Below are 22,208 nucleotides of genomic sequence, written 5' to 3'. Positions count from 1 at the left end.
GGGAAGTGATCGTCGTCGACGACGGCAGCGGCGACGAGACGCCCGCGCTCCTCGCCCGGCTCGCCGAGGCGGACCATCACCTCCGCCCCCTCCGGCTCGCTCGGCGGAGCGGGCAGACCGCCGCGCTGGCGGCCGGCTTCCGGGCCGCGCGCGGCCGCCTGATCGCGACCCTCGACGCCGACCTCCAGTGCGCGCCCGCCGAGCTGCCGACGCTCATCGTCGCGCTGGAGCAGGGGGACCTCGCCTGCGGCGTTCGCACCCACCGCAACGATCCACCCTCGCGCCGCCTCGCCTCGGCGCTAGCGAACCTCGGGCGGCGGCTCCTCTTGGCCCCGCGCGTGCGCGACCTCGCCTGCCCGCTGCGCGTCTTTCGCGCCGAGGCGCTGGCGCGGGTCGAGGAAGCGACCCCGCTCTTCGAGGGCGCGCACCGCTGGCTGCCGGCGCTCTTCACGCTCGCCGGTCAGCGCGTCGTGCAGCGGGCCGTGACCCACCACCCGCGCACCGCCGGGGAGTCCAAGTACACCACGCGCGGGCGCGTCGGGCCGATCGCGTGCGAGCTGCTCCGCCTGCTCGCGCTGACGGCCCGGCGCTCGCCTGCCCGGCGCGCCGTCCTCGGCCTCGCCCTCCTCGCGCTCGCGGCGCTTCCCCTCGTATATGCGCTCGGCGCCTGGCCGCTCATCGAGCCCGACGAGGGACGGAACGCCGAGGTCGCGCGCGAAATGCTGGCGCTCGGCCAGTGGAGCGTGCCGCACTACAACGGGCTTCCGTACCTCGACAAGCCCGTGCTCCTCTTCTGGATGATCGCGGGCGCGTTCCGCGCCCTCGGCGTGAGCGAGCTGGCGGCGCGCCTGCCCTCGGTGGTGGGCGCGCTCGCGACCGTGCTGCTCACCTACGACCTGGTCCGCGTGCTCGCCGGCCGCCGGCGTGCGCTCCTCGCCGCCGCCGTCCTCGCCACCGCGCCGATGGTGCTCGCCTACGCGCGCCTCGTCATCTTCGACATGCCGCTCACCGCGCTGGTCACGGCCGCGCTCGACTGCCTGGTGCGGGCGCGGACGGAGGGCAACGCCTGGCGCTGGCTCCCGCTCGCCGGCCTCGCCATGGGGTTCGCCACGCTCACCAAGGGACCGGTCGGCATCGCGGTACCCCTCCTCGCCTGGCTCGCAGCGCGCGGCGCCCTGCCCCGGCCGGCGCGGCGGAGCGGCGCCGGGCCGATCCTCGCCGGCGTCGCGGTGGCGGCTCTGGTGGTCGTGCCGTGGCTCGCCGTCGTCATGCGCCAGCAGCCCGACTTCCTCCGCTACGCGCTCCTCGACGAGACACTCCTTCGCCTCTCCTCGACCGCCCGCTTCCACCGCGGCGGCCACGTCTACTTCTACCTCGAGACGCTCGCCTGGGCCTTCGGCATGTGGGGTGTCCTCCTCGGGGCGCTCGCTCCGGCGCTCGTGCGGCGCTGGCGCGCCGGCGGCCCCGACGCCGCGCTCGTCGCCTTCGCCGTCCGCGCCGCGGGCGTGCTGGTCGTCTTCTTCACCTGCTCGGCGTCGAAGCGGCCGCACTACATCCTGCCCGCGCTCGTGCCACTCGCTCTCCTGGCCGCGCTCGGCATCGCAGCCGAGCCCGAGCGCGCGCTGGGGGTAGTGCGCGCCATCGGCCGCTGGACGGCGCTCGTGGGGGCGTCCGCGCTCGTGGTCGCGCTCGCGGGCTTCGAGGGACACGGGGGCAACTTCGACGTGCTCACGCCCCGGATGCTCGCGCCGGCCGGGGCCTTCCTCCTCGCCTGGGGCGCCGCCGCAGCCCGGGGGCGGCGGCCGGCGGCGGCGCTCGTCGCCTGCGCGCTCTTCGCGCCGGGCCTGGGCTTCGTCCTCCTCCGCCCGCTCGGCGAGTGGGCCGAGACGCGGTCATCTCGGGACCTCGCCACCTACATCGAGCCCGGCGTGCCGGTCATCTGCTTCGGGACCTTCCGCGAGGCCCTGCCCTTCTATCTCGGCCGGTCCGTCGTGCTTCTGAGCAACAGCGCCCGTGCTCTCGGCAGCAACTACGTGCTCGCGGAGCGCCGCCAGCTCGGCGCGGGCGACCACCTCGTCCCGGAGGCCTCGCTCGACATGCTGCTCGACCATGGCTCCCGGCCCTACGTCGTCGCCAGCCGCTGGAATGCCGGGCGGCTCGCGCGCATGACCCCGCGCCCGCTGGTGGCGGTTCACAGCGACCGGCGGAGCATCCTCTTCCGCCCCCGAGGCTGAGCGCCGTGTGCGGCATCGACTGACCGCTCGACCATGAACCGTGGGACCTAGGCCCCGTCACCTTAGGGACTGCGGTTCCTGGGGAGGCCTTGCGGCCCGCGCCTCATCCCCTTGATCTCAGGCGCTTGGCCAGAAGGCACGGCGCTTGCTCAGGCTCGATGCACAAGGCGGCACAGATGGCGAAGGACAACGAAGCGTGGACCCAGTTGGCTACGCGCATCCCGAAGGAGCTTCACCGTCGCGTCAAGCTGCACTGCGTGACGCAAGACATCGCCGTCATGCGCTTCGTGATCGAGGCGATTGAGGAGAGGCTCGGGCGGAGAGGGAGGTCAAAGAAGGGGACGGTGTAGGAGGCCGCTGGCCGTCCAACCAGCGGCCTCAGCGCCGCCCACCGCGTCGCCTGACGCCCCGAGCTTGCCTCCCGGGCAACGCTCCTGGTGACGATGGGCCGCGGCCGAAGCCTCCCCTTCGTGCCTGGCCGCAAGCGCGAGGATTGGGACCTCCCTCTCCGACTCGGAGGACCAGCTCCCGAGCGCGTGCGTGCCATCCGTGAGCCGATTCGCGGGCGGGTCGAGCGGTTGATCGCCGCCCGGGGTAATCCGGAGCGCAGTGGTGTCTAGAGCGGCGGAAGTGGTATCAGGACGCGCTCAACCGGCGGAAAAAAGCGGGGTAAGTCGGAAGGATGTGCGGCATCTACGGGATGGTGGGGGCCGGCGCGGAGGCGGCCCTTCCGCGCATGAGCGCGGCGCTCGTGCACCGCGGCCCGGACGGCGACGGCTGGGCGATGCGCGGCCCGGGCGGCGTCGGCTGCCGGCGGCTCGCGATCATCGACGTCGCGGGCGGCGCGCAGCCGCTCGCCAACGAGACGGGCGACGTGATCGCCGTATGCAACGGGGAGATTTACAACAGCGCCGCGCTACGCTCCGCGCTCCAATCCCGGGGTCACCGCTTTCGCACCCGCAGTGATGCGGAGGTGCTGCCGCACCTCTACGAGGACGAGGGACTCGACTTCCTGCACGCGCTCGACGGGATGTTCGGGCTGGCGCTGTGGGACGCGCGCCACCGCCGCCTCGTGCTCGCGCGCGACCGGATGGGTGAGAAGCCCCTCTACCACGCCACCACCCCCGCGGGCTTCCTCTTCGCCTCGGAGCCGAAGGCCCTCCTCGCCTCGGGCCACGTCGGGCGCGAGCCGGATTGGGCCGCGCTCGCCGCCTACCTCCGCACCGGCTACGTACCCAACCCGGCGAGCGCCTTCGCGGCCATCCAGAAGCTCCCGCCCGGCGGCCGCTTCGTGCTCGAGGGCGAGGCCGCGCGCGCCGACCGCTACTGGGAGGTGGCGCCCTTCCTCGCCGCACCGCCGCTGCCGCTCGGCCTCGACGACGCGGCGACCGAGCTGCGCGCGCACCTCGTGCGCGCGGTGCGCGCCGCGCTGGTGAGCGACGTGCCGCTCGGCGTCTTCCTCTCGGGCGGGCTCGACTCGACCGCCATCACGGCCGTCACCCGCTCCGTCGGCGGCGAGCTGAACACCTTCGCCCTCGGCTTCGAGCGGCGCGGCTTCGACGAGCGCGACCACGCGGCCCGCGCCGCGCGCGCGCTCGGCACGCGCCATCACACGCTCACCATCACCCCGTCGCTCTTCCTGGAGGGGGTGCGGGATCTCGCCCCGCTCATCGACGAGCCGCTCGCCGACCCGGCGTGGGTGCCGACCTTTCTCCTCTCCCGCTTCGCGCGCTCGCACGTGAAGACGGTGCTGGTCGGCGAGGGGGCGGACGAGCTCTTCGCCGGCTACCCGACCTATCCGGGCGGGGCGCTCGCGGCCCGCTACGCGCGCCTCCCCGCCGCCGTGCGGCGGGCCGTCGCGGCCGCCGCGCCCGCGCTGGGCGCGCCGCAGGGCAACACCACCGTGCGCTACCTCCTCCGTCGCTTCCTCGAGGAGGCCGATCGGCCGGCGGCGGCGCGCCACCGGGCGTGGACCGGGTGCGTGGACGCTGCGCGCCTGGCGGCGCTCGCCACGCCGGGCGGGCCGCTCGCCGCCCCGCCCGAGCCCGAGCCGCTGCCGGCCCGGAGCGCGATCGACGCCCTCCTCGCCCTCGACCTGACCGGCTACCTGACCGATGACCTGCTGCCCAAGCTCGACCGGGCCAGCATGGCCGCCTCGCTCGAGGGGCGCGCGCCGTACCTGGACCACCGGCTGGTCGAGTTCGCCTGCCGCCTCCCGGTCGAGCACAAGGTGCGTGGCCTCGCGACCAAACGCGTGCTGCGGAGAGCAGTCGCCGACCTGGTGCCACCCCCCATCCGTCGGCGCGTGAAGCGCGGGCTCACCGTGCCGCTCGCCGCCTGGCTCGCCGGCCCGCTCCTTCCCTTCGCGCGCGCCACGCTCGAGCGGCTCGATCCCCGTGTCATCCGGCCCGAGGCGGTGCGCACGCTCCTCGACGAGCACGTGGCGTGCCGCCGCGACAACCGCCGCGAGCTGTGGGCGCTCATCATCCTCCAGCTCTGGCGCGAGGGCGCCGGCGTCGCGTGAGCGGGGCGAGGTGGAGGGGCGCCCTCGCAGCGTTCGCGGTGACGATCGGGCTCGGGGGCTGCGACGGGCGCTTCCCGTCGGGCTGGGCGTACGTGTCGGGCGTGAGCAGCGACGCGGCGACGGTCGTGTGGACGGGTGCGGACGGGGGGCGGGCGAGCTGCCGCGGCCCCGGCGGCGCGACGCTGGACGGGTCCGCCACGCGGCGCGGCCGCGGCCTCCAGGTGATGCGCCTGGAGGGGCTCGCGCCTTCCACGCGCTACGTCTGCCGCCTCGGGGCGGCCGCGGGGACGGTCCGCTTCCGCACCGCACCGGCAGCCGACGAGCCCTTCACCTTCGCCGCCGTCGGCGACACGGGCGACGGCAGCCGCGAGGCGGCCGCGCTGGCGCGGCGCATCCTGGCCGGACGCCCGGCCTTCCTGGTCCATCTGGGCGACATGGCCTACCCGTCGTCCCGCGCGCCCACCCTCGACGCGCGCTTCTTCCGCCCCTACCGCCGCGTGCTCGCCCGCGTGCCCCTCTTCCCCACGCCCGGCAACCACGACCTCGGCGGGCGGAGTGCCTACGGCGACCTCTTCGCGCCCATCGCCGGCGGCGAGCCGCCGGGGGGCCCGCACTACGCCTTCCAGTGGGGTGCCGCGCATCTCGTGTCGGTGTCGTCGTCCGAGTTCTCGGGCGCCGAGGGCGGTGACCCCGAGTGGCTGGCGGGGGATCTCGCGCGCGCGGCCGCGCGCCCGTGGCGCATCGTCTTCCTGCACGAGCCGCCGTTCACCGCCGGGGTGAAGCGGATCGTGCCCGGGCTCCGCAGGCATCTCGAGCCGGTGCTCGAGGCCGGCCACGTGGATCTCCTCCTCGCCGGCCATTCGCACCTCTACGAGCGCGCCGAGCCGGCATGCACCGTCGTGCCCGGCGCGCGCGTGCTCGAGGTCGTGAGCGGGGGCGGCGGCGCGAACCTCGACCCCGCGCCGGCCCCCCACCCGAACTTCCCGCGCGGGCTCGCCGCGACCCACTACCTCCGTGTGCGCGTCGCGCCCGAGGCGATCGACGTGCGTGCCGTGGCCCTCTCCGGCCACGTGCTCGACCACGCACGCCGGCGGCGGGGTGAGTCGCCCGCCTGCCGCGCCGAAGGCTGGCCGGCGCCGAGGGACCGCTGATGCGCCGCCACGTCCTCGCCGCCACCGCGCTCGTCGCGCTCGCCGTCGTGCTCGCGGCCCTCCCCATCGGCTCCGATCTCTACCAGGGCGGCGAGGCGCGCGAGGGGCTCGTCGTGCGCGAGATGCTCCGCACCGGAGACTGGATCCTGCCCCTCTGGAACGGGAGCGTCATGCCCTCGAAGCCGCCGCTCTTCCACTGGCTCGCGGCGGCCGCGGCCGCGCTCACGGGCGCGGGCGTGACCGAGCACACGCTGCGCGCGCCGTCGATCGCGCTGGCGGGGCTGGTCGTGCTCCTCGTCTTCCTCGCCGGCCGCGCCTGGGGCGGGGAGCAGGTCGGCTTCATGGCCGCGCTCGTGCTCGCCACCACGCCGCAGTTCCTGAACGAGGGGGGCGACGGGCGGGTCGACATGGCGCTCACGACGGCGGTCACGGGCGCCCAGCTCGCCTTCGTGGACGCCCTGCGCGGGGGCGGGGGGCCAACGCGGCTCGTCCTCGCCCTCTGCCTCGCGCTCGCCATGCTCGCCAAGGGGCCGGTCGGGCCGGGGCTGGTCGGGCTCACGGTGCTCGTCTCCGCGCTGACGAATCGGCGACTGGGCGCTGCCCTCCGCCTCGTGCGGCCGCTCCCCGTGCTCATCTTCCTCGCCGTCGCCGGCGGCTGGTACGGCCTCGCGTACCTGCACCGCGGCATGGACTTCGTCGCCAAGCAGATCATCTCCGAGAACGGGGAGGCGCTGCTCGGGGGCTCGCGCTTCCCGTACCGCTCGCCGCTCTACTACCTGGGGCCGCTCGTCGTGGGCGGGCTCCCGTGGACCCTCGTGCTCCCGTGGGCGCTCGCACGCGGGTGGCGGAGCGGGGAGCTGCCGCGGCGTCACGCGGTCGCCTGGGCCGGGGTGGTGTTCCTCTTCTTCTCGCTGGCGCCGCTCAAGCGCGCGGCGTACCTCCTCCCGCTCCGCCCCGCGCTCGCGCTGGTGATCGGCTGGTGGCTCGCCGAGGTGGCCGAGGAGGAGCGCGCGCCCGGCCGTCTCGTCGTCGCGGCGCGCGGGCTCGCGCTCGCGGCCGCCGCGGGCGGGCTCGGGCTCGCCGCGGCCGCGGCGGCCGTCCACTGGGGGTGCGTGCCGAGCGCGAGCCTCATCGAGGCCGGTGCGCGCCGCGAGGTCGACGTGGCGGCGTATCTCCGCGTCGCCGCGGCGGCCTGGGCGGCGATCGCCGCCCTCGGCCTCGCCGGCGCGGCGGCCGCCGCCCTCGCCACGCACGCGCTCGGCGGCGCGCGCTGGCGCGGCGCGGCGCTCGCCACGGCCGCCAGCGTGGCGTGCACGGCCGTCTTCGTCTACGGCCTCTTCGTCCCGGCGCGTGCGGCGCAGAAGGCGGTCAAGCCGTTCGCGCACGCCGTCCGCGACCGCCTGCGCCCCGGGGACCCGCTGGCGCTGTTGGCGAGCGAGGAGGAGATCCCCTTCATCTTCCACGTGGGCCGCAACGTGCCGGTGCTGGCCCCGGCGGGCGCGCACCCCCCCGACGTGCCCGCCGGCTACTACGTCCTCGACCGGGCGCGCTGGCGGAGCTGGAAGTCTCCCGCGGGATGGGAGGAGGTGCTCGCGAGCCCGCACCTCTTCTCCATACACCGCCACGACCTGGTGCTCGTGCGGCGGCGATGAGTGGTTGCTACCGCACCCGGAACGCGACGAAGTCGCGCGACCGGCGGACCTCCTCGAAGCGGCCGGCGGCGGCGAGCGCCGGCGCGTCGCGGCGCGCGGTCACGATCGGCGTGCCGGCGCCGAGGCGCGCCAGCGCGTCGGGATCGTCGTAGGTGCGTACGTCCTCGCGGTCGGCGTAGAAGGCGAAGCGCGCGCGCGTGCCCTGGTGCCGCAGGCGGAAGCCGGCGAGCGGCGCGTCGCGCGGGCCGAGCACGGGGGCGAGCGCCACGACCGCGGCGCCCGTGCCGCCGGGATGGAGCGGGAGCGGCCAGGTCAGCATGACCGTCCAGGCGAGCCCGGCGCCGGCGGCGATCCAGAGCCCGAGTGCGCGGGGCGCGGGCAGGAGGGGGCGGAGCGCCAGCGCCGCCCACAGCCCGAGCGCCGGGTGGAGCAGCATGAGGTAGCGCGGTGAGTGCTTGGCCGCGGCGAACAGGAAGCCGTACGCGACGAGCGTCCACACGGTGAGGAGGCGGAGGCCGTCGCCGCGCTCCGCGCCGCGCCAGCTCCGCCACGCACCCAGCGCCGCCACCGGCAGCCACGGCAGCGTGGTCACCAGCGCGCGCAGATAGACGGCGGCGCCCGGATACCCGCCCATCTTGTTGCTCACGTCGTTGACGGAGCCGTGCACGAAGCGCCAGCCCCACAACCGGGTCTCGTGGAGGTACCAGGGCAGCACGACCACGAGGAACGCCAGCGCGGCGGCGGCGACCGTGCGCCACGGCGGACGGCGGGCCGCGGGTGTGGCGACCCAGAGCACCGCGAGCACCGCCGGCGCCCCGAGCGCGAGCCCCCCCTTACCGAGGAAGGCGACGCCGAACCAGACCCCCGCCCACCAGAGCCCGCGGCCGCCGCGCGCGAAGGCGTGTGCCGCGGCGAGGAGCCCGGCGAGCGCGCCCAGCACGAGCGCCGTGTCGAGGAGGAGCGTGCTCCCGAAGCGGACGAAGCCCGGCGTGAGCGCGAGGAACGCGCCGGCAGCGAGCCCGACCCGGTCGTCGAACAGGAACGCGCCGAGCCGCCAGAGGACGAGGCAGGCGGCGATGCCGAGCCCCACGCTCGGGAGCCGCGCGCTCCAGGTGGAGACACCGAAGACCTTGAACGCGACCGCCGCGAGCCAGACGACGAGCGGCGGCTTGTCGAAGAACGGCTGCCCGGCCAGGTACTGCGTCGCCCAGTCGCCGCGCACGAGCATCGACTTGGCGACCGCGGCATAGATGACCGGGTCGCCGATCAGGTCGCCTTCCCCGAGGCGGCCCCCGAGCAGCGCGGCCGCGAGCAGGGCGAGCGCGACACCCGCCCCGAGGCGAGGCGCCTGCCGCTCCACCTCACCCGCTCCGCGCGCGCCGCGCGTACCACAGCGGCACGACGAACAGGTTGAGCCAGGTCGAGCTGACGAGCCCGCCCACGATGACGAGGGCCATCGGCTGCTCGATCTCGCCGCCGGCGCGCCCGCCCAGCAAGAGGAGCGGGACGAGCGCGATGCCGGTGGTGAGCGCGGTCATGAGGATGGGCGCGAGCCGGTCCGCGGCGCCGGCCACCAACGCCGGCCGGTCGAGCGCGCCGCCGCGCTCCCGCTCGAGGTGGAGGAAGTGCGCGACCAGGACGATGCCGTTGCGGATCGTGATCCCGAAGACGGTGACGAAGCCGACGATCGCACCCAGGGAGAGCCGGCCGCCGGCGCCGAGGAGGACGGCGGCGAGCCCGCCCACGAAGGCGAGCGGCACGTTCACCATGGTGAGGCCGGCGAGCCGCGCCGAGCCGAAGTCGACCACCAGCAGGACGAAAATGCCGAGCAGGGCGAGCGCCCCGAGGCCGAGGAGACGCGTGCGAGCCGCGGCGGCCGCCGCGTACTCGCCCCCCACCTCGGCGTAGATCCCCGCTGGGAGCGGCGCCGCGGCCACCGCGCGCGCCACGTCGTGCGCGACGGCCTCGAGCGACCGACCTCGCACGTTGAGCCGCACCGCGACCGTCCGCACCCCGTCCTCGTGCGCGATGTCGGCGCGCAGCGGGCCCAGGTCGATGTCGGCGACCGAGCCGAGGGCGACGACGCGGCTGCCGGCGGCGGTGATCGGGAGCCGGGCGAGGCGAGCGGGGTCGTCGGCGGCAGCGACGTACAGCACCACGTCCGCCTGGCGCCCGGCCTCGACCACACGCCCGACGGGCAGGCCGCCGAGCGCGCTCCGGATCGCACGCTCGACCGCGGCAGCGGACAGACCGAGGCGAAGGAGGTCGTCCCGCCTGGGTCGCACCCGGATGCCGGGCGCGGCGAGCGCGCCCTCTGCATGCACGTCGACCGCGCCCGGCACCCCGGAGAGGCGCTGGCTCACCGCCGTGGCCGCCTGCTCGAGCGCGACCAGGTCCGGCCCGCGCAGCCGGACGATCAGCGCGGCGCCCGCCCCTTCCAGGGTCTCCTCGATGCGCTCGTTCAGGAACTGCTTCACGTCGAAGGTGAAGCCGCCGATGGTGGCCGCGCGCTCCCGGAGCGCCTCGGTGACCTCCGCCGCGTCCGCGTCCGGGCGCAGGCGGACGAGCAGCTCGCTGCGCTCGGCGCCGAAGCCGTGGTCCTCGGCGAGAGTCGCACGCCCGATGAACTGCGCCACCGACTGGATGCCGGGCACGCCGAGGAGCGCCCGCTCGGCCGCCGCGCCGACGCGCGTCGACTCGCCGAGGCCGACGCCCGGCGCGCCGGTCATGTGCATGACGAAGTTGGTCTCGTGGAACTCGGGCAGGAACTCGAGCCGCAGCAGGGGAACGAGCGCGACGCCCGCGATCAGGGCGAGGACGCTCCCCAGCAGGACCCTTCGTGGCCGGTCGAGCGCACGGCCGAGCGCGCGCTCGTAGCGCGCGCGCAGCGCGAGCACGCGCCGCGGCGGCTCCTGGTGCCGGGCGACGGCGCCGGGCAGGAGCACGAGGCAGAGGGCCGGCGTCACCGTGAGCGCCACCACGAGCGAGGCGAGCGTCGCGAGAACGTAGGCGAGCGCTAGCGGCCGGAAGAGCGCGCCCTCGAGCCCGCCCAGCAGAAAGACGGGAAGGAACACGAGCGCCACCATGACGGTCGCGTAGACGACGGCGCTGCGCACCTCGACCGAGGCGGCGAGGATCACGTCCAGCGCCCGCGCGCCGGGTGGGGCGGCGCGCAGGCGGCGCCAGGCGTTCTCGACGTCGATGATCGCATCGTCCACCACCTCGCCGACCGCGATCGCGAGGCCGCCGAGCACCATCACGTTGAGCGTCGCACCGACGCCGCCCAGCACCACCACGGCAGCGAGGAGCGAGAGCGGCATGGCGACGACGCTCACCAGCGCCGCGCGCAGGTGGCCGAGGAAGAGCAGCAGCACGATCATGACGAGCACCGCGCCGGCGAGGAGCGCGCGGCGCAGGTTGCCGAGCGCGTGCTCGACGAAGCTCGCTTGGCGGAAGAGCGCCTCGTCGACACGCACGCCCGGCGGGAGGATACGGACGATGGCGCGCAGCGCCGCCTCGACGCCCTCCGTGATCGCCACCACGTTCACCTGGGGCTGCTTCGAGACCATGAGCAGCACGCCGCGATCGCCGTTCACGATCGCGTCCCCGATGGGCACCGCGGGGCCGTCGGCCACATCGGCGACGGCCGCCACCGGAACCGGCCCGCCGTCGCGGCCCGGGAGCAGGGCGCGCGCGACGTCATCCGCGCCATGCACGCGCCCGTCGAACCAGGTGAGCAGCCGCTGCCCCGGGCGATCGAGGAAGCCCGAGCCGGCGGCGGCATCGGCGGTGCCGACGGCCGCGGCCAGGTCGTCGAGCGTCGCACCCGCCGCGAGCAGACGCTCCGGGGTCGTCGTCACCTGGATCTGCCGCACGCCGCCGCCGTAGATGACCACGTTGGCGACGCCGGGAACCGAAAGGAGACGGGGCCGAATCGTCCACTCCGCCAGGTCGCGCAGCACGAGCGGCGAGACGTCCGGGTCGCCGCGCAGCCCGATGGCGAGCACCCAGGAGAGCACGGAGGAGAGCGGGGCCACCGCCGGGGTGATGCCGCGCGGCAGCTGCCCCCCGGCGAGCGCGACGGCCTCGATCACGAGCTGGCGCGCGCGATACGGGTCCGTCCCGTAGTCGAAGACCGCGCTCACGACGCTCAGCCCGAGCGCCGAGGACGAGCGTAGCTTCGCGACCCCCGGCATCCCGCCGAGGGCGCGCTCGAGCGGGGTCGTGACCAGCGCCTCGACGTCCTCGGCGGCGAACCCCGGCGCTTCGGTCTGGACCTCGACGATCGGCGGCGCGAACTCCGGGAAGACATCGAGCGGCGCCCGATGCGCGCTCCACACGCCGGCGGCGACGAGCGCCGCCGCCAGCACGAAGACGACGGGCGGGTGCGTGAGCGCCGCCCGGATCAGGCGCGCGACCATCGCTAGGCCTCCTAGTCCTCGCCCGCCGGCAGACGGGACGCCGAGAGCAGGCTCGCCGCGCCGGTGACGACGATCCGTGCTCCCGCCTCGACGCCGGAGGTGATCTCGACCCGCCCGTCGCGGGCGATCCCGAGCCCGACCGGGCGCCGCACGTAGCGGCCCGCCTCCGCGACGAAGACGAGCGGCTGCGCGTCGTCGTAGACGACGGCACCCGTCGGTACGACCACCGCCTCGCGCGGGGTTCCCACCTCCAGCGCCACGGCGCCAGTCATGCCCGGACGCAAGCGCCCGTCGTGATCGTGGACACGGACGCGGACCGGCGCCGTTTGCGTGGCGGGATCGACGTAGCTCGGGCCGGTGTCGACGCTGCCGGCGAAGCGCTCCCCCGGGAAGGCGTCCGCCACGAAGCTCGCCTCGGCCCTCGGGTCGACGCGCGGCACGTCTATCTGCATGACGCGTGCGATCACCCAGAACTCGTGCGGGCCGAGCGCCGCCCGCGCGACGTCGCCGCCGAAGGCGGCGAGCACCTTGCGGGCCCGGTCGGCGGCGGCGGCGGCGCTCACCGCCTCGGCCCGCGCCGCGTCCAGCTCCTTGCGCGGGGCCACACCGCCGGCGAGCGACTCGAGCCTGCGGACCTGCTGCGCGGCGAGCGTGCGACGGGCCTCCGCCTCCGCGAGCGCGGTCCGCGCGTCACGCACCTCGGGCGGCTCGCCCTCGGCGAGCACCGTGCCGAAGGCGCGCACGACGTCGCGTATCGCGGCGGTCGTCGCGAGCCCCGTCTCGATCCCGGGGACCTCGGGCTCCCGCGGCGCGCTCTCCTCGTGCGCCTCGTCCGCAGGCCGCCCGCACGCGAGCACGAGCGCCGTGACGGCGACCAGGCGCCGCCACCTCATGGCGCGACGCCGCCCATCGCCTCGACCAGATCCGCCTCGGCGACGTGGAGATCGAGCCAGGCGTCGATCGCCCCCGCGCGCACCTGCAGGAGCCGGTCCTGCTGGAGGAGGAGATCGGGGAGGGCGAGATAGCCCGCGTCGAAGCCGCGCTCGAGGAGGTCGCGGGCCTGGGTGGCGGCGGGCAGTGCCTCGCGCTCGTAGCGGCGCCAGGCCTCCTCGGCGGTGCGGCGGTGGGCGAGCGCCAGGTGGACGTCGCGCGGGATCTGCGCCCGCAGGCGCGCCTCCTCGGCGGCGGCGCCGCGGGCCTGGGCGAGGAGCGACGCCTCGGTGCCCTGCTCGCGGTTGAAGAGCGGCAGCGGCACCGACAGGCCGCCGCCCGCGACGTGCTCTTGGAGCCGCTCCTCGCGGTAGAAGCCTCGCAGGATGGGGTTCGGGATGCGGCCGCGCCGCGCCGTGAGGCGCGCCTCGCCCTCGAGGCGCGCGCGCTCCTCGCGTGCGGCGGCCAGGTCGGGACGGGCTTCGAGCGCGCGGGCCACGAGCTCGTCCTCGGCCGGCGATGGGGCGAGCGCCAGATCCTCCACCGACACGGAGAGCGGCTCGCCGGGCTCGGCGCCCATCGCGAGCGCGAGGCGGCCCTCGGCGCGCGCGTGCTCGGCCTCGGCGGCGGTCTTCTCCTGCGCCGCGCGCGCCGTCTCGACCTCGGCCAGGCGGGCGTCGAGCGCGCCCGTCTCGCCCGCGCGGGTGCGTCGGCGGGCGGCCTCGGCGAGGCGGGAGGCGAGCGCGAGCCGCTCGGCGGCGAGCTTCTGCCGGCGCTCGGCGGCGGCGAGCGCGAAGAACGCCCGCCGTACCTCGCCCTCGACCGTGCGGCGGCGGTCGGCGAGGAGGTGTTCCGCATGGGTCACGTCGTGCTCCGCGGCCGCGATGCGAAGCCCGCGTTGCCCGCCCACCTCGATCTCCTGCTCGAGCTGCACGCCGCGGTCCTTGGCGTCCCTGAGGCCCGGCTCGGTGTGGCGCGCGAGGTCGGCCGATAGGACGGGGTTCGTCTGCACGAGGCGCGCCTGGCGGAGGCGTCCGCGCGCCGCGTCGAGCTCGGCCGCCGCGGCGCGGAGCGCCGGGCTCGCTGCCCGCGCGCGCGCGAGCACTTCGTCGAGCGCGAGCGGTGTGGCGGCTGCAGACCCGCCCGGCGCGGTGCTCAAGAGGACTGCGACGAGTGCCCCTCGCGCAGCTCTTCTCGCCATCACGCTTCCACGTAGCACGTCACGAAGGTCAGCAAAACGGAATGCGTGCCGGCCGTGAGGCACGCGCATTGACAGTGTAGCCGTCCATCGATGAAGCGAGCGTGAAGATGCGCCCCAGCTGAAACGGCCAGCGCCTTCAGGAGCGCGCGTCGGCGAGGGGCAGGGTCACGATGACTCGCGTCCCGACCCCGGCCGCGCTCTCGAGCGCGATGCGCCCCTGGTGGCGTGTCGCGATTTCCTGGCACAGTGCGAGGCCGAGCCCGGTGCCCGTCGTCGCGCCCCGACCCCGACGGAAGCGCCCGAAGACCTGCGGGAGATCCGCCGCCGGGATGCCCGGACCGTCGTCATGCACCTCGATCGTCGCTCTGCCGGCGTCCGAGCGCACCGCGAGGCGCACGGCGGCGGAGGGCGGCGTGTGGCGGAAGGCGTTGTCCACGAGGTTGAGCACGAGGCGCTTCAACAGGTCCGGGGCACCGCACACCGCCACCGGCTGCTCGTTCTCGCACGCGAAGCGCCGGCCCTGCTCCTGTGCCACGGGCTCGAGGAAGTCCGCCACCTCGCGCGCCACGGCGTCGAGGCGAACGACCCCGGTGCCGCCCACACCGGCCTCGACGGCGCTCAGGGTGAGCAGGTCCGCCGCCAGCCGTCCGAGCCTCTCGGTCTGCTCGAGCGCGTCGAGGAGGCCGTTGCGATAGCCGTCCGGGGAGCCGCCACGGCCAAGGGCGACCTCGAGGTGTGCCCTCAGCGCCGCGATCGGCGTGCGTAGCTCGTGGGCCGCGTCCGCGGTGAATCGGCGCAGGTGGCCGACCGCCGTCTCCAGACGGCCGAGCAGCCGGTTCAGCACGGCGACGAGCCGGTCCACCTCGGTGGTGCGGCCGGAAGCCAGGCGGCGGTCGAGCGAGGACGCCTCGAGGGTCTCGAGCTGAGCCGCGAGCTGGCCGATCTCGGCCGTGGCGCGGGTCGTCATGGCCCACGCGAGGAAGGCGAGCGCGCCGAGGAGCAACGCGGCCGACGCCCCGATCGCGAGCCGCGCCCGGCGCACCGTGCGCAGCTCCCGTCCCACGCGAACGCCGATCTCGCTCCACCCGACGCCGGGCGCGGCGTACCAGACGATCCGGTACGCGGTCCTGCCCTGCCCGATCGTGGCGTACCGGGTCGCGCGCACAGCGGGGGCCGCCTCCTCCGCGAGCGCGGCGGGGATCGTTCCCGATGCGGCGAGCACACGGCCGTCGACGGCCCGCATCCGGACGAACTTCCCGTCGCACTTCCAGGCGCCAAAGCCTCGCTCGTCGGCGACTCGAGCGACGGCCCGGGAGAAGTCCCCGGCGCGGGCCGCATCGCCGAGCTCGGCGAGCGTCTCCGCCTCCTCCTCGAGCGCCGCATCGATGGGGCCCCACACCGCGTGCTCGACCAGGATGACGGTGCCGACCGACGCGGCCAGCACGGCGGTCCCCGCCAGGCTCGCGAACGCGAGCGTCAGTCGCCAGCGGAGGCTCCGCGGCCGCCTCACCGCGCACGCTCGTCGAGCACGAATCCCGCGCCCCGGATGGTGTGCAGCAGCGACGCGGCGCCGGCCCCGTCGATCTTCCGGCGGAGCCGGCTCACGTGGACGTCGACCAGGTTGGAGAGCCCATCGTAGTTCTCGTCCCAGCAGTTCTCGAGGAGCATGGTGCGCGTGACGAGCTCGCCGGCGTGACGCATGAAGTACTCGAGGATGGCGAACTCCTTCGCGGTGAGCGACACCGGGACGCCACCGCGTCGGACGTGGAAGCGGCGGGGGTCGAGCTCGAGGTCGCCCACGCGCAGCACCAGCGCGACGGCCGGCGTATGGCGCCGGCGCAACGCGTGCACGCGCGCCACGAGCTCGGGAAACGCGAACGGCTTGACGACGTAGTCGTCCGCGCCCGCATCCAGCCCGGCGACACGGTCGGCGACCTCGCCACGCGCGGTGAGGATGAGGACGGGCACCGCGTTCTCCCTGCCGCGCAGGGCCCGGAGCAGGGAGAGGCCGTCCATGCCCGGGAGCCCGACGTCGAGCACGACGAGGTCATAGGGGTTCACGTGCAGCAGGTCGAGGGCGGTCTCGGCGCTCGGCGCGCGGTCCACCGCGAAGCCGCGCGCGGTCAACCCGTCGCCCAATGCCGCGAGGAGGGCGCGGTCGTCTTCGATCACGAGCAGTCTCATCGCCCTGGCGGGGAGCACCTCCTATAGCCGAGCGGCACACCCGCCGGAAAGCGGGGACCGCCCGAGGGCCGGCGGCTTCATGATGTCTTCATGGAAGCGGCGCTAGCCTTACGGCGGCAGCCATGTGCGGCATTGTCGGAGTCCTCGAGCTCGACGGGAGCACGTCGCCGTCGCGGCACGTCCTCGAGTCGATGGCCACCGCCATCGCGCACCGGGGGCCGGACGAGCGCGGCATCTGGACCGACGGCTGCGTCGGGCTCGCGGCACGGCGTCTCCGCGTCGTCGATCTGGTGACGGGCCAGCAGCCCCTGGTGAACGAGGACGGATCCATCCGGCTGGTGGCGAACGGGGAGATCTACAACGCCCGGGAGCTGCGGGACGACCTGCGGGGGAAGGGACACCTCTTCACGACGCGCACGGACACCGAGGTGATCGTGCACGCGTACGAGGACGCGGGGCCGGCGTGCCTCGAGCGCCTCGAGGGCATGTTCGCCTTTGCATTGTGGGACGGGCGCCTGCAGCGTCTCGTTCTCGCCCGCGATCGCTTCGGGGAGAAGCCGCTCTACTATGCGCGCCTGCCACGGACGTTGCTGTTCGCCTCCGAGCCGAAGGCGCTCTTGATGCACCCCGGCGTCTCGCGCGAGCTCGACTGGCAGGCGCTCGCTCGCTACCTGACCCACGACTACGTGCCCGCTCCGCGTGCGATCTTCCGTGCGCTGCGCAAGCTGCCGCCGTCTCACTGGATGGCCGTGAGCGCGGACGGCTCGGAGACCGGCGGCCGCTACTGGACACCCCCGGCGCCGCGGGCCATCCGGCCGACGATGCGGGAGGCCGCCGAGGGCGTCCTCGACCTCCTGCGCCGGTCCGTACGCCGCCGCGTGGTCTGCGACGTGCCCTGGGGGGTTTTTCTCTCGGGCGGACTCGACTCGAGCCTCGTCACGGCCCTGGCCGCCGCCGAGTCGCCGCGCCCCGTCAAGACGTTCGCCATCGGCTTCGGCGAGTCGACCTATGACGAGCGGGCAGCGGCCGCGGACGTCGCCGCGAGGCTCGGCACCGAGCATCACGAGGTCGTCCTGACGCCGAGCGGGGCGCGCGAGCTCCTGCCCGACGTGGCACGCTTCTTCGACGAGCCCTTCGCCGACGCCACCGCGCTGCCCGCCGTGCTCCTCGCCCGGCTGGCGCGGCAGCACGTCACCGTCACGCTCTCGGGAGATGGCGGCGACGAGCTGTTCTGCGGCTATCCCACCCAGACCGCCCATGGAGCCGCCGATCTGTACGCGCGTGTTCCGCCCGTGCTACATCGCGCGCTCGTCGCCGCCGCCGGGCGTCTGCCGACCTCGCACCGCTACCTGAGCTTCGATTTCGCCCTGCGCCGCTTCTTGCGCGAGGCGAGACGGCCTGCGCTCGAGCGACACCTGCGCTGGATGGGGAGCTTCGCGCCCGAGACGCTCGGCCGCCTGCTCGTCCCGGACGTTCACCGCGAGATCCGGGACCCGGAGCCCTACGAGGAGGCGTACGACGGGATCGCGCCGCTCCGACCGCGGTCCGCCCGAGAGATCGCGACTGCGCTGGACTTGATCTTCTACCTCTCCGAAGACAATCTCGTGCAGGCTGATCGTTCGTCGATGTCGACCGCGCTCGAGGTGCGTGCACCCTTTCTCGACCGCCGCCTCGCCGAGTACGTTCTCGGCCTTCCCGTAGACCTCCGCGCCGGTCTGTGGCGCACGAAGCCGCTCCTCCGGCGGGCGGCCCGCGCCGTCCTGCCGGCGCGCGTGACGCGGCGTCGCAAGCACGGGTTCGGTGTGCCGACCGGAGCCTGGCTGCGGGGGGAGCTGCGCGACCCGCTGACCGACATGCTCGCCCCCGGCCGCTTGCGCCGCCAGGGCATATTCGATGCCCGCTACGTGTCCGCGCTGCTCGACCGGCACCTCTGCGGCACGGCCAACCATCGCAAGGAGCTCTGGACGCTGCTCATGTTCCAGCTCTGGGCGGCCACGTACTGCGGCGCATGAGCCGGCGGCTCGTCGCCGTCCTGGTCGTCGTCGCTCCGCTCTTCTTCTGGCGACTCGGGCGGCCGGGGTTCTCGGACACGGAAGGGATGTTCGCCGAGCCGGCGCGCGAGATGCTGGCCAGCGGCGACTGGGTGACGCCTCGCATGAACGATGAGCCGTTCCTCACCAAGCCGCCGCTCATGTACTGGCTCTCTGCGGCGCTGTTCACCCTCACCGGACCGACGGAGCACGCTCGCCTCTGGCCGGCGCTTGCCGGGCTCGGCACGGTCGCGGTGACCGGTGCCCTCGGCGCGCTGCTGTTCGGCGAGGGCGCGGGCGTGGCGGCGGCGCTGCTCCTCGCCACCAGCGTCGGCTTCTTCGTCGAGTCGCGGCTGCTGCGCGCGGACATGGTGCTCGTGCTCGCCATCACGCTCGCGCTCTACTGGTACGTCCGGCTGCGACGCGGCGGCGGGGTCCTCACGGCCGTCGCCTTGTGGGCGACGATCGGACTGGGGATGCTCGACAAGGGGCTCCTTGCCGTCGTACTTCCCGCGGGAATCATCGCCGCGACCGAGGCCGGGGAAGGCGTCCTCCGTCCACGCACCCTGATCGCTCGCCTGCGAGCGCTCCACGCGCCGGTCGGGATCGCCGTGCTGACCGTCCTCGCCGGCCCCTGGCACGCGCTGGCGGCGCTCCGCAACCCGGGCTTCCTCTGGGACTACGTGGTGAACCAGCACGTGCTCTTCTTCTTCGACCAGAAGCTGCCGCGCGATTCGCTCCCGGACTCGCTCGGCTTCTTCCTGGCCATGTTCCCGGCGCGGGGCCTCCCCTGGAGCCTCCTGCTCCCGGCGGCGGGCGTGTGGACCTACCGCACGGCCCGCGACGATCCCGCGCGCGCACCCGCCGTCGGCCTGCTCGCGGCCTGGGTGACGGTGGTGGTGGGCTTCTTCGCTCTGGCGCCCTCGCGGCTCGAGCACTACTCGCTGCCCGCACTCCCCGCGACGGCGCTCCTCGTCGGAGCCCTGCTCGTCGACGCTCGCTCCCGCGTGAGCCTCGGCTGGCTGGTCGGTCCGCTGGGAGCGGGGGCGGCGCTCGCCCTCGGTGTGCTGCTCCTCCCACCCGGTCGGCTCATCGCCTGGATCGAGCCGACGTTCACGGGCCTCGGCCTCGACGCGCTCGTCCGGCCGACCGGGCTCCTGCTCGCCGCGGTGCTGAGCGGCATGGCGCTCCTCCTCGCCACGCAGCGAGCCCGCCTCGCGATGGGGATCGGCATCGCCGGGACGGCGGTGCTTCTCGTCGTGGTCCAGGTCGCCCACGAACGCGTCGAGGCGCTCTTCTCGTGGCGTCCCTTCGCCCAGATGATCCACGATCGCGCTCCGAATGGAGCTCGCGTCTTCTTCCGCGCATCGGACGAGTACCAGCTGTGCGGAGGGCTCGAGTACTACCTCCGGCAGCCGCTCGATCTTCTCGCCCCCCCGGGGTGGGTGCCTCCGACGTTCCTCGCCGGGCGCGCGGAGCGGCTGTTCACGTCTCCGGCGGAGGTCGGGCGGATCTGGCGCGAGGGCGCAGCCTTCTGGGTGAGCGACGACGTGGCGCCGCCCGGGGCGGAGGGGAAGCTCGCTCCCGCTCCGCACGCGCTGGTGGCTCGCGCCGGAAGCCGCGTGCTCCTGCAAGCGCAGTAGTCACGCGGCCGATCGCCGGAGACGACGCTACGATGCGAGCGCCACCGACGCGACCGCGCGCCGCAGGCGTGCCGCGACCGATTTGAAGGCGGGCGTCTTCGAGCGGCCGTCCAGGCGGCGGGGCACGAGCGCATTCGCCTCGGGGTAGTACATCGCCAGGTTGCCGGGGCGGATGTCGACCAGGGCCACCGCCGCCTCGAGCTGCCCGACGTCCGTCACGACGACGACGCGGTCGCCCTCCGTCACCCCGAGCCGCGCCGCGTCCGCCGCCGCCATCATGACCACGTCGCGCCGGCGGTTGCCGCGATAGACGTCCTCCTCCTCGTAGACGACGGTGTTGAACTGGCCCTCGGAGCGCAGCGTCGTCAGGCGGAACTCGCCGGCCGCCGGGACGAAGTCGGGGAGCGGCGTGGGGTGGAAGCGGGCTCGCCCGTCCGGCGTCGCGAAGCGCGCCTCGTGGAAGGTCCGGCCGGCGATCGTGAACTCGCGCCGCGTCTCGTCGATGCGGGCGAGGGCGCCGAAGCCGGGCACGACCTTCGCCATCTCCTCCCGGAGCCGTCGATGGCTGCGAAGCGCCGACCAGTCGAAGCGGCCGGAAGGGAGGATCAGCTCGGCGAGGGACGCGATCACCTCGACCTCGGAGCGCATCTCGCCCGCGACGGCGGGCGTGCCGCCCTCGGAGAGGCGCACGAAGTTGAACATCGACTCCTGCGTCGTCGCCTGCGCCTCCTCGTCGCGCGCGAGGACGGGCAGGATGATCGCGGTCCGGCCGCGGCCGTGGACGTGGCACTCGTTCAGCTTGGTGGTGATCGCGATGCTGGTCGGGACCCTGCGCAGCGCTGCGGCGGTCCAGGCGCGGTCGGGGTTGCTCGCGAAGAGGTTCCCGCCAAGGAGCACGCAGGCCTGGATGCGCCCCTCGGCGGCGGCGACCATCGAGGAGTACGTGTCCTGGCCGGCGCCGGGCACCACCCGGATGCCGTACAGCTCCTCCAGCCGGGCCGCGAACGCCTGCTTCAGGCTCGGCGTCATGCCGCACGACCCCACCCCCTGCACGTTCGAGTGCCCGCGGATGGGCAGCAGCCCGCACCCCGGCCGCCCGAGCCAGCCGCGCGCCAGCGCGAGGTTGGCGAGCGCGAGGACGTTGTCGACGCCGTGCGCGTGGTGCGTGAGCCCCATCGCCCAGCAGAACACGCCGCGCCGGGCGGCGGCGAGCAACGCGACCGCCCGGTCGATCTCCGCGCGCGCCACGCCCGAGCGCCGGGCGAGCTCGTCCCACGACGACGCCGCCAGGTCTGCCGCGACCGCCTCCCAGCCGCTCGTGTGCTCGGCGATGAACGCGCGGTCGGCGGCGCCCACCTCGACCACGCCCTTGAGCAGGGCCTTGAAGAGCGCCACGTCGGCGCCCACGTGCGGCTGGAGGTAGAGGTCCGAGACCGTCGAGCCGAAGAGCATGCTGCGCCAGTCGGAGGGCACGCGGAAGCGGACGAGCCCCAGCTCGCGCAGCGGGTTCACGACGATCACCTTCCCGCCGCGGCGGCGGAGCTGGACCAGCTGGCTCACGAGACGCGGGTGGTTGCTCGCCGGGTTGGCGCCGGCGACGAGCACCAGGTCGGCCTGCGTCAGGTCCTCGAGCGTGATCGACGCCGTGCCCGAGCCGTAGACCTGGGCGAGCGCGACGCTGGACGCGCTGTGGCAGTAGAAGGAGCAGTTGTGGATGTTGGCCGTGCCGTAGGCGCGCGCCACGAGCTGCATCAGGAACGCCGCCTCGTTGCTCGCGCGCCCCGAGGAGTAGAAGAAGACCTGGTCGGGAGGCGCCCCGCGGAGCGCCGCGCCGGCCCGGTCGAGCGCCTCTGCCCACGAGATGCGGCGGAAGCGCGGGTCGCCGTCGGTGGCGACGAGCGGGAAGGCGAGACGCCCGAGGCGCTCGAGCTCGGCCGACGTGAGCCGCTCCACGGCCGCGATGGGCGTCGAGCGGAAGTACTGCTCGGCGATCGGCGCGGCCATGTCGCCCGCCTGCGCCTGCACCGCCTTCTTGCACACCTCGGGGAAGTGGCCCGCCTCGTTCACCATCCCGCCCTGCTGCCCGCCCATGCCGAGCGCGCACGTCTTGCAGGCGTTGCGCGAGCGGAGCCGGCGGTAGAGGCGGACGAGGCCACCCGCCTCGCGGCCCTTGCGCAGCACGTAGGCGACGGCGGCGAGACCGCCGCCCCCACGGACCCGCGGACGCGCCATCGCGCC

13 protein-coding genes are annotated in these 22,208 nt (G+C 74.9%); 6 read left to right on the top strand and 7 right to left on the bottom strand.

What is annotated here, in order from left to right; translation table 11 throughout:
* The 4 genes from E6J59_10900 to E6J59_10885 all read left to right on the top strand — a co-directional run.
* Positions 1 to 2,234 (top strand): glycosyltransferase (locus E6J59_10900; protein ID TMB19774.1); only part of this gene is annotated, 2,234 nt, incomplete at its 5' end.
* Between the two features lie 682 nt (positions 2,235 to 2,916).
* The gene (gene asnB, locus E6J59_10895; GenBank protein TMB19773.1) at positions 2,917 to 4,758 is read left to right on the top strand and encodes an asparagine synthase (glutamine-hydrolyzing); all 1,842 of its coding nucleotides are present in this window, start codon (positions 2,917 to 2,919) and stop codon (positions 4,756 to 4,758) included.
* Positions 4,755 to 5,909, top strand: coding sequence for a hypothetical protein (locus E6J59_10890; GenBank protein TMB19772.1), 1,155 nt, complete (start codon positions 4,755 to 4,757; stop codon positions 5,907 to 5,909). The genes asnB (E6J59_10895) and E6J59_10890 overlap by 4 nt, the downstream gene beginning before the upstream one ends.
* Positions 5,909 to 7,561 carry a hypothetical protein gene (locus E6J59_10885; GenBank protein ID TMB19771.1) on the top strand — a complete coding sequence of 551 codons (1,653 nt, stop codon included), beginning with the start codon at positions 5,909 to 5,911 and terminating at the stop codon, positions 7,559 to 7,561. Before E6J59_10890 ends, E6J59_10885 begins: the two co-directional genes overlap by 1 nt.
* 7 nt (positions 7,562 to 7,568) lie before the next feature.
* On the opposite strand, the gene E6J59_10880 is transcribed toward E6J59_10885, so the two are convergent.
* The 6 genes from E6J59_10880 to E6J59_10855 all read right to left on the bottom strand — a co-directional run bounded on the left by E6J59_10880 (position 7,569) and on the right by E6J59_10855 (position 16,297).
* Positions 7,569 to 8,921: a hypothetical protein gene (locus tag E6J59_10880; GenBank protein TMB19770.1), complete on the bottom strand. Its 1,353-nt coding sequence runs from the start codon at positions 8,919 to 8,921 to the stop codon at positions 7,569 to 7,571.
* 1 nt (position 8,922) lies between these two features.
* On the bottom strand, positions 8,923 to 11,982 hold the full coding sequence (locus tag E6J59_10875; protein TMB19769.1) for an efflux RND transporter permease subunit: 3,060 nt from the start codon (positions 11,980 to 11,982) through the stop codon (positions 8,923 to 8,925).
* A gap of 11 nt (positions 11,983 to 11,993) precedes the next feature.
* On the bottom strand, positions 11,994 to 12,875 hold the full coding sequence (locus E6J59_10870) for a hypothetical protein (GenBank protein TMB19768.1): 882 nt from the start codon (positions 12,873 to 12,875) through the stop codon (positions 11,994 to 11,996).
* Positions 12,872 to 14,182 carry a TolC family protein gene (locus E6J59_10865; protein ID TMB19767.1) on the bottom strand — a complete coding sequence of 437 codons (1,311 nt, stop codon included), beginning with the start codon at positions 14,180 to 14,182 and terminating at the stop codon, positions 12,872 to 12,874. The genes E6J59_10870 and E6J59_10865 overlap by 4 nt, the downstream gene beginning before the upstream one ends.
* A 67-nt stretch (positions 14,183 to 14,249) precedes the next feature.
* Positions 14,250 to 15,623 (bottom strand): HAMP domain-containing histidine kinase, encoded by a 1,374-nt coding sequence (locus E6J59_10860; GenBank protein ID TMB19766.1) that lies wholly within the window; start codon positions 15,621 to 15,623, stop codon positions 14,250 to 14,252.
* Entirely contained in the window at positions 15,620 to 16,297 is a 678-nt protein-coding gene (locus tag E6J59_10855; protein ID TMB19765.1) for a response regulator transcription factor, read from the bottom strand. Before E6J59_10855 ends, E6J59_10860 begins: the two co-directional genes overlap by 4 nt.
* A 122-nt stretch (positions 16,298 to 16,419) precedes the next feature.
* On the opposite strand from E6J59_10855, the gene asnB (E6J59_10850) reads away from it, so the two are divergent.
* Positions 16,420 to 18,309 (top strand): asparagine synthase (glutamine-hydrolyzing), encoded by a 1,890-nt coding sequence (asnB, locus tag E6J59_10850; GenBank protein TMB19764.1) that lies wholly within the window; start codon positions 16,420 to 16,422, stop codon positions 18,307 to 18,309.
* On the top strand, positions 18,306 to 19,970 hold the full coding sequence (locus E6J59_10845) for a phospholipid carrier-dependent glycosyltransferase (protein TMB19763.1): 1,665 nt from the start codon (positions 18,306 to 18,308) through the stop codon (positions 19,968 to 19,970). The genes asnB (E6J59_10850) and E6J59_10845 overlap by 4 nt, the downstream gene beginning before the upstream one ends.
* Before the next feature lie 27 nt (positions 19,971 to 19,997).
* Here the strand turns inward: E6J59_10845 and E6J59_10840 are convergent, their stop codons facing one another.
* The gene (locus E6J59_10840) at positions 19,998 to 22,202 is read right to left on the bottom strand and encodes an FdhF/YdeP family oxidoreductase (GenBank protein TMB19762.1); all 2,205 of its coding nucleotides are present in this window, start codon (positions 22,200 to 22,202) and stop codon (positions 19,998 to 20,000) included.
* Positions 22,203 to 22,208 lie beyond the last annotated feature (6 nt).

It is taken from the genome of Deltaproteobacteria bacterium (assembly GCA_005879795.1).
GTDB lineage: Bacteria > Desulfobacterota > Binatia > DP-6 > DP-6 > DP-6.
The sequence above is the reverse complement of the archived record's forward strand: the minus strand, read 5'-3'. Positions and strand labels throughout refer to the sequence as shown.

Bases quoted from the DNA above. Each gene is read 5' to 3' on its own strand.
- E6J59_10855 (TMB19765.1), bottom strand. From the start codon at position 16,297: ATGAGACTGCTCGTGATCGAAGACGACCGCGCCCTCCTCGCGGCATTG.
- E6J59_10840 (TMB19762.1), bottom strand. From the start codon at position 22,202: ATGGCGCGTCCGCGGGTCCGTGGGGGCGGCGGTCTCGCCGCCGTCGCC.
- asnB (TMB19773.1), top strand. From the start codon at position 2,917: ATGTGCGGCATCTACGGGATGGTGGGGGCCGGCGCGGAGGCGGCCCTT.
- E6J59_10870 (TMB19768.1), bottom strand. From the start codon at position 12,875: ATGAGGTGGCGGCGCCTGGTCGCCGTCACGGCGCTCGTGCTCGCGTGC.
- E6J59_10865 (TMB19767.1), bottom strand. From the start codon at position 14,182: ATGCGCGTGCCTCACGGCCGGCACGCATTCCGTTTTGCTGACCTTCGT.
- E6J59_10885 (TMB19771.1), top strand. From the start codon at position 5,909: ATGCGCCGCCACGTCCTCGCCGCCACCGCGCTCGTCGCGCTCGCCGTC.
- asnB (TMB19764.1), top strand. From the start codon at position 16,420: ATGTGCGGCATTGTCGGAGTCCTCGAGCTCGACGGGAGCACGTCGCCG.
- E6J59_10845 (TMB19763.1), top strand. From the start codon at position 18,306: ATGAGCCGGCGGCTCGTCGCCGTCCTGGTCGTCGTCGCTCCGCTCTTC.
- E6J59_10875 (TMB19769.1), bottom strand. From the start codon at position 11,982: ATGGTCGCGCGCCTGATCCGGGCGGCGCTCACGCACCCGCCCGTCGTC.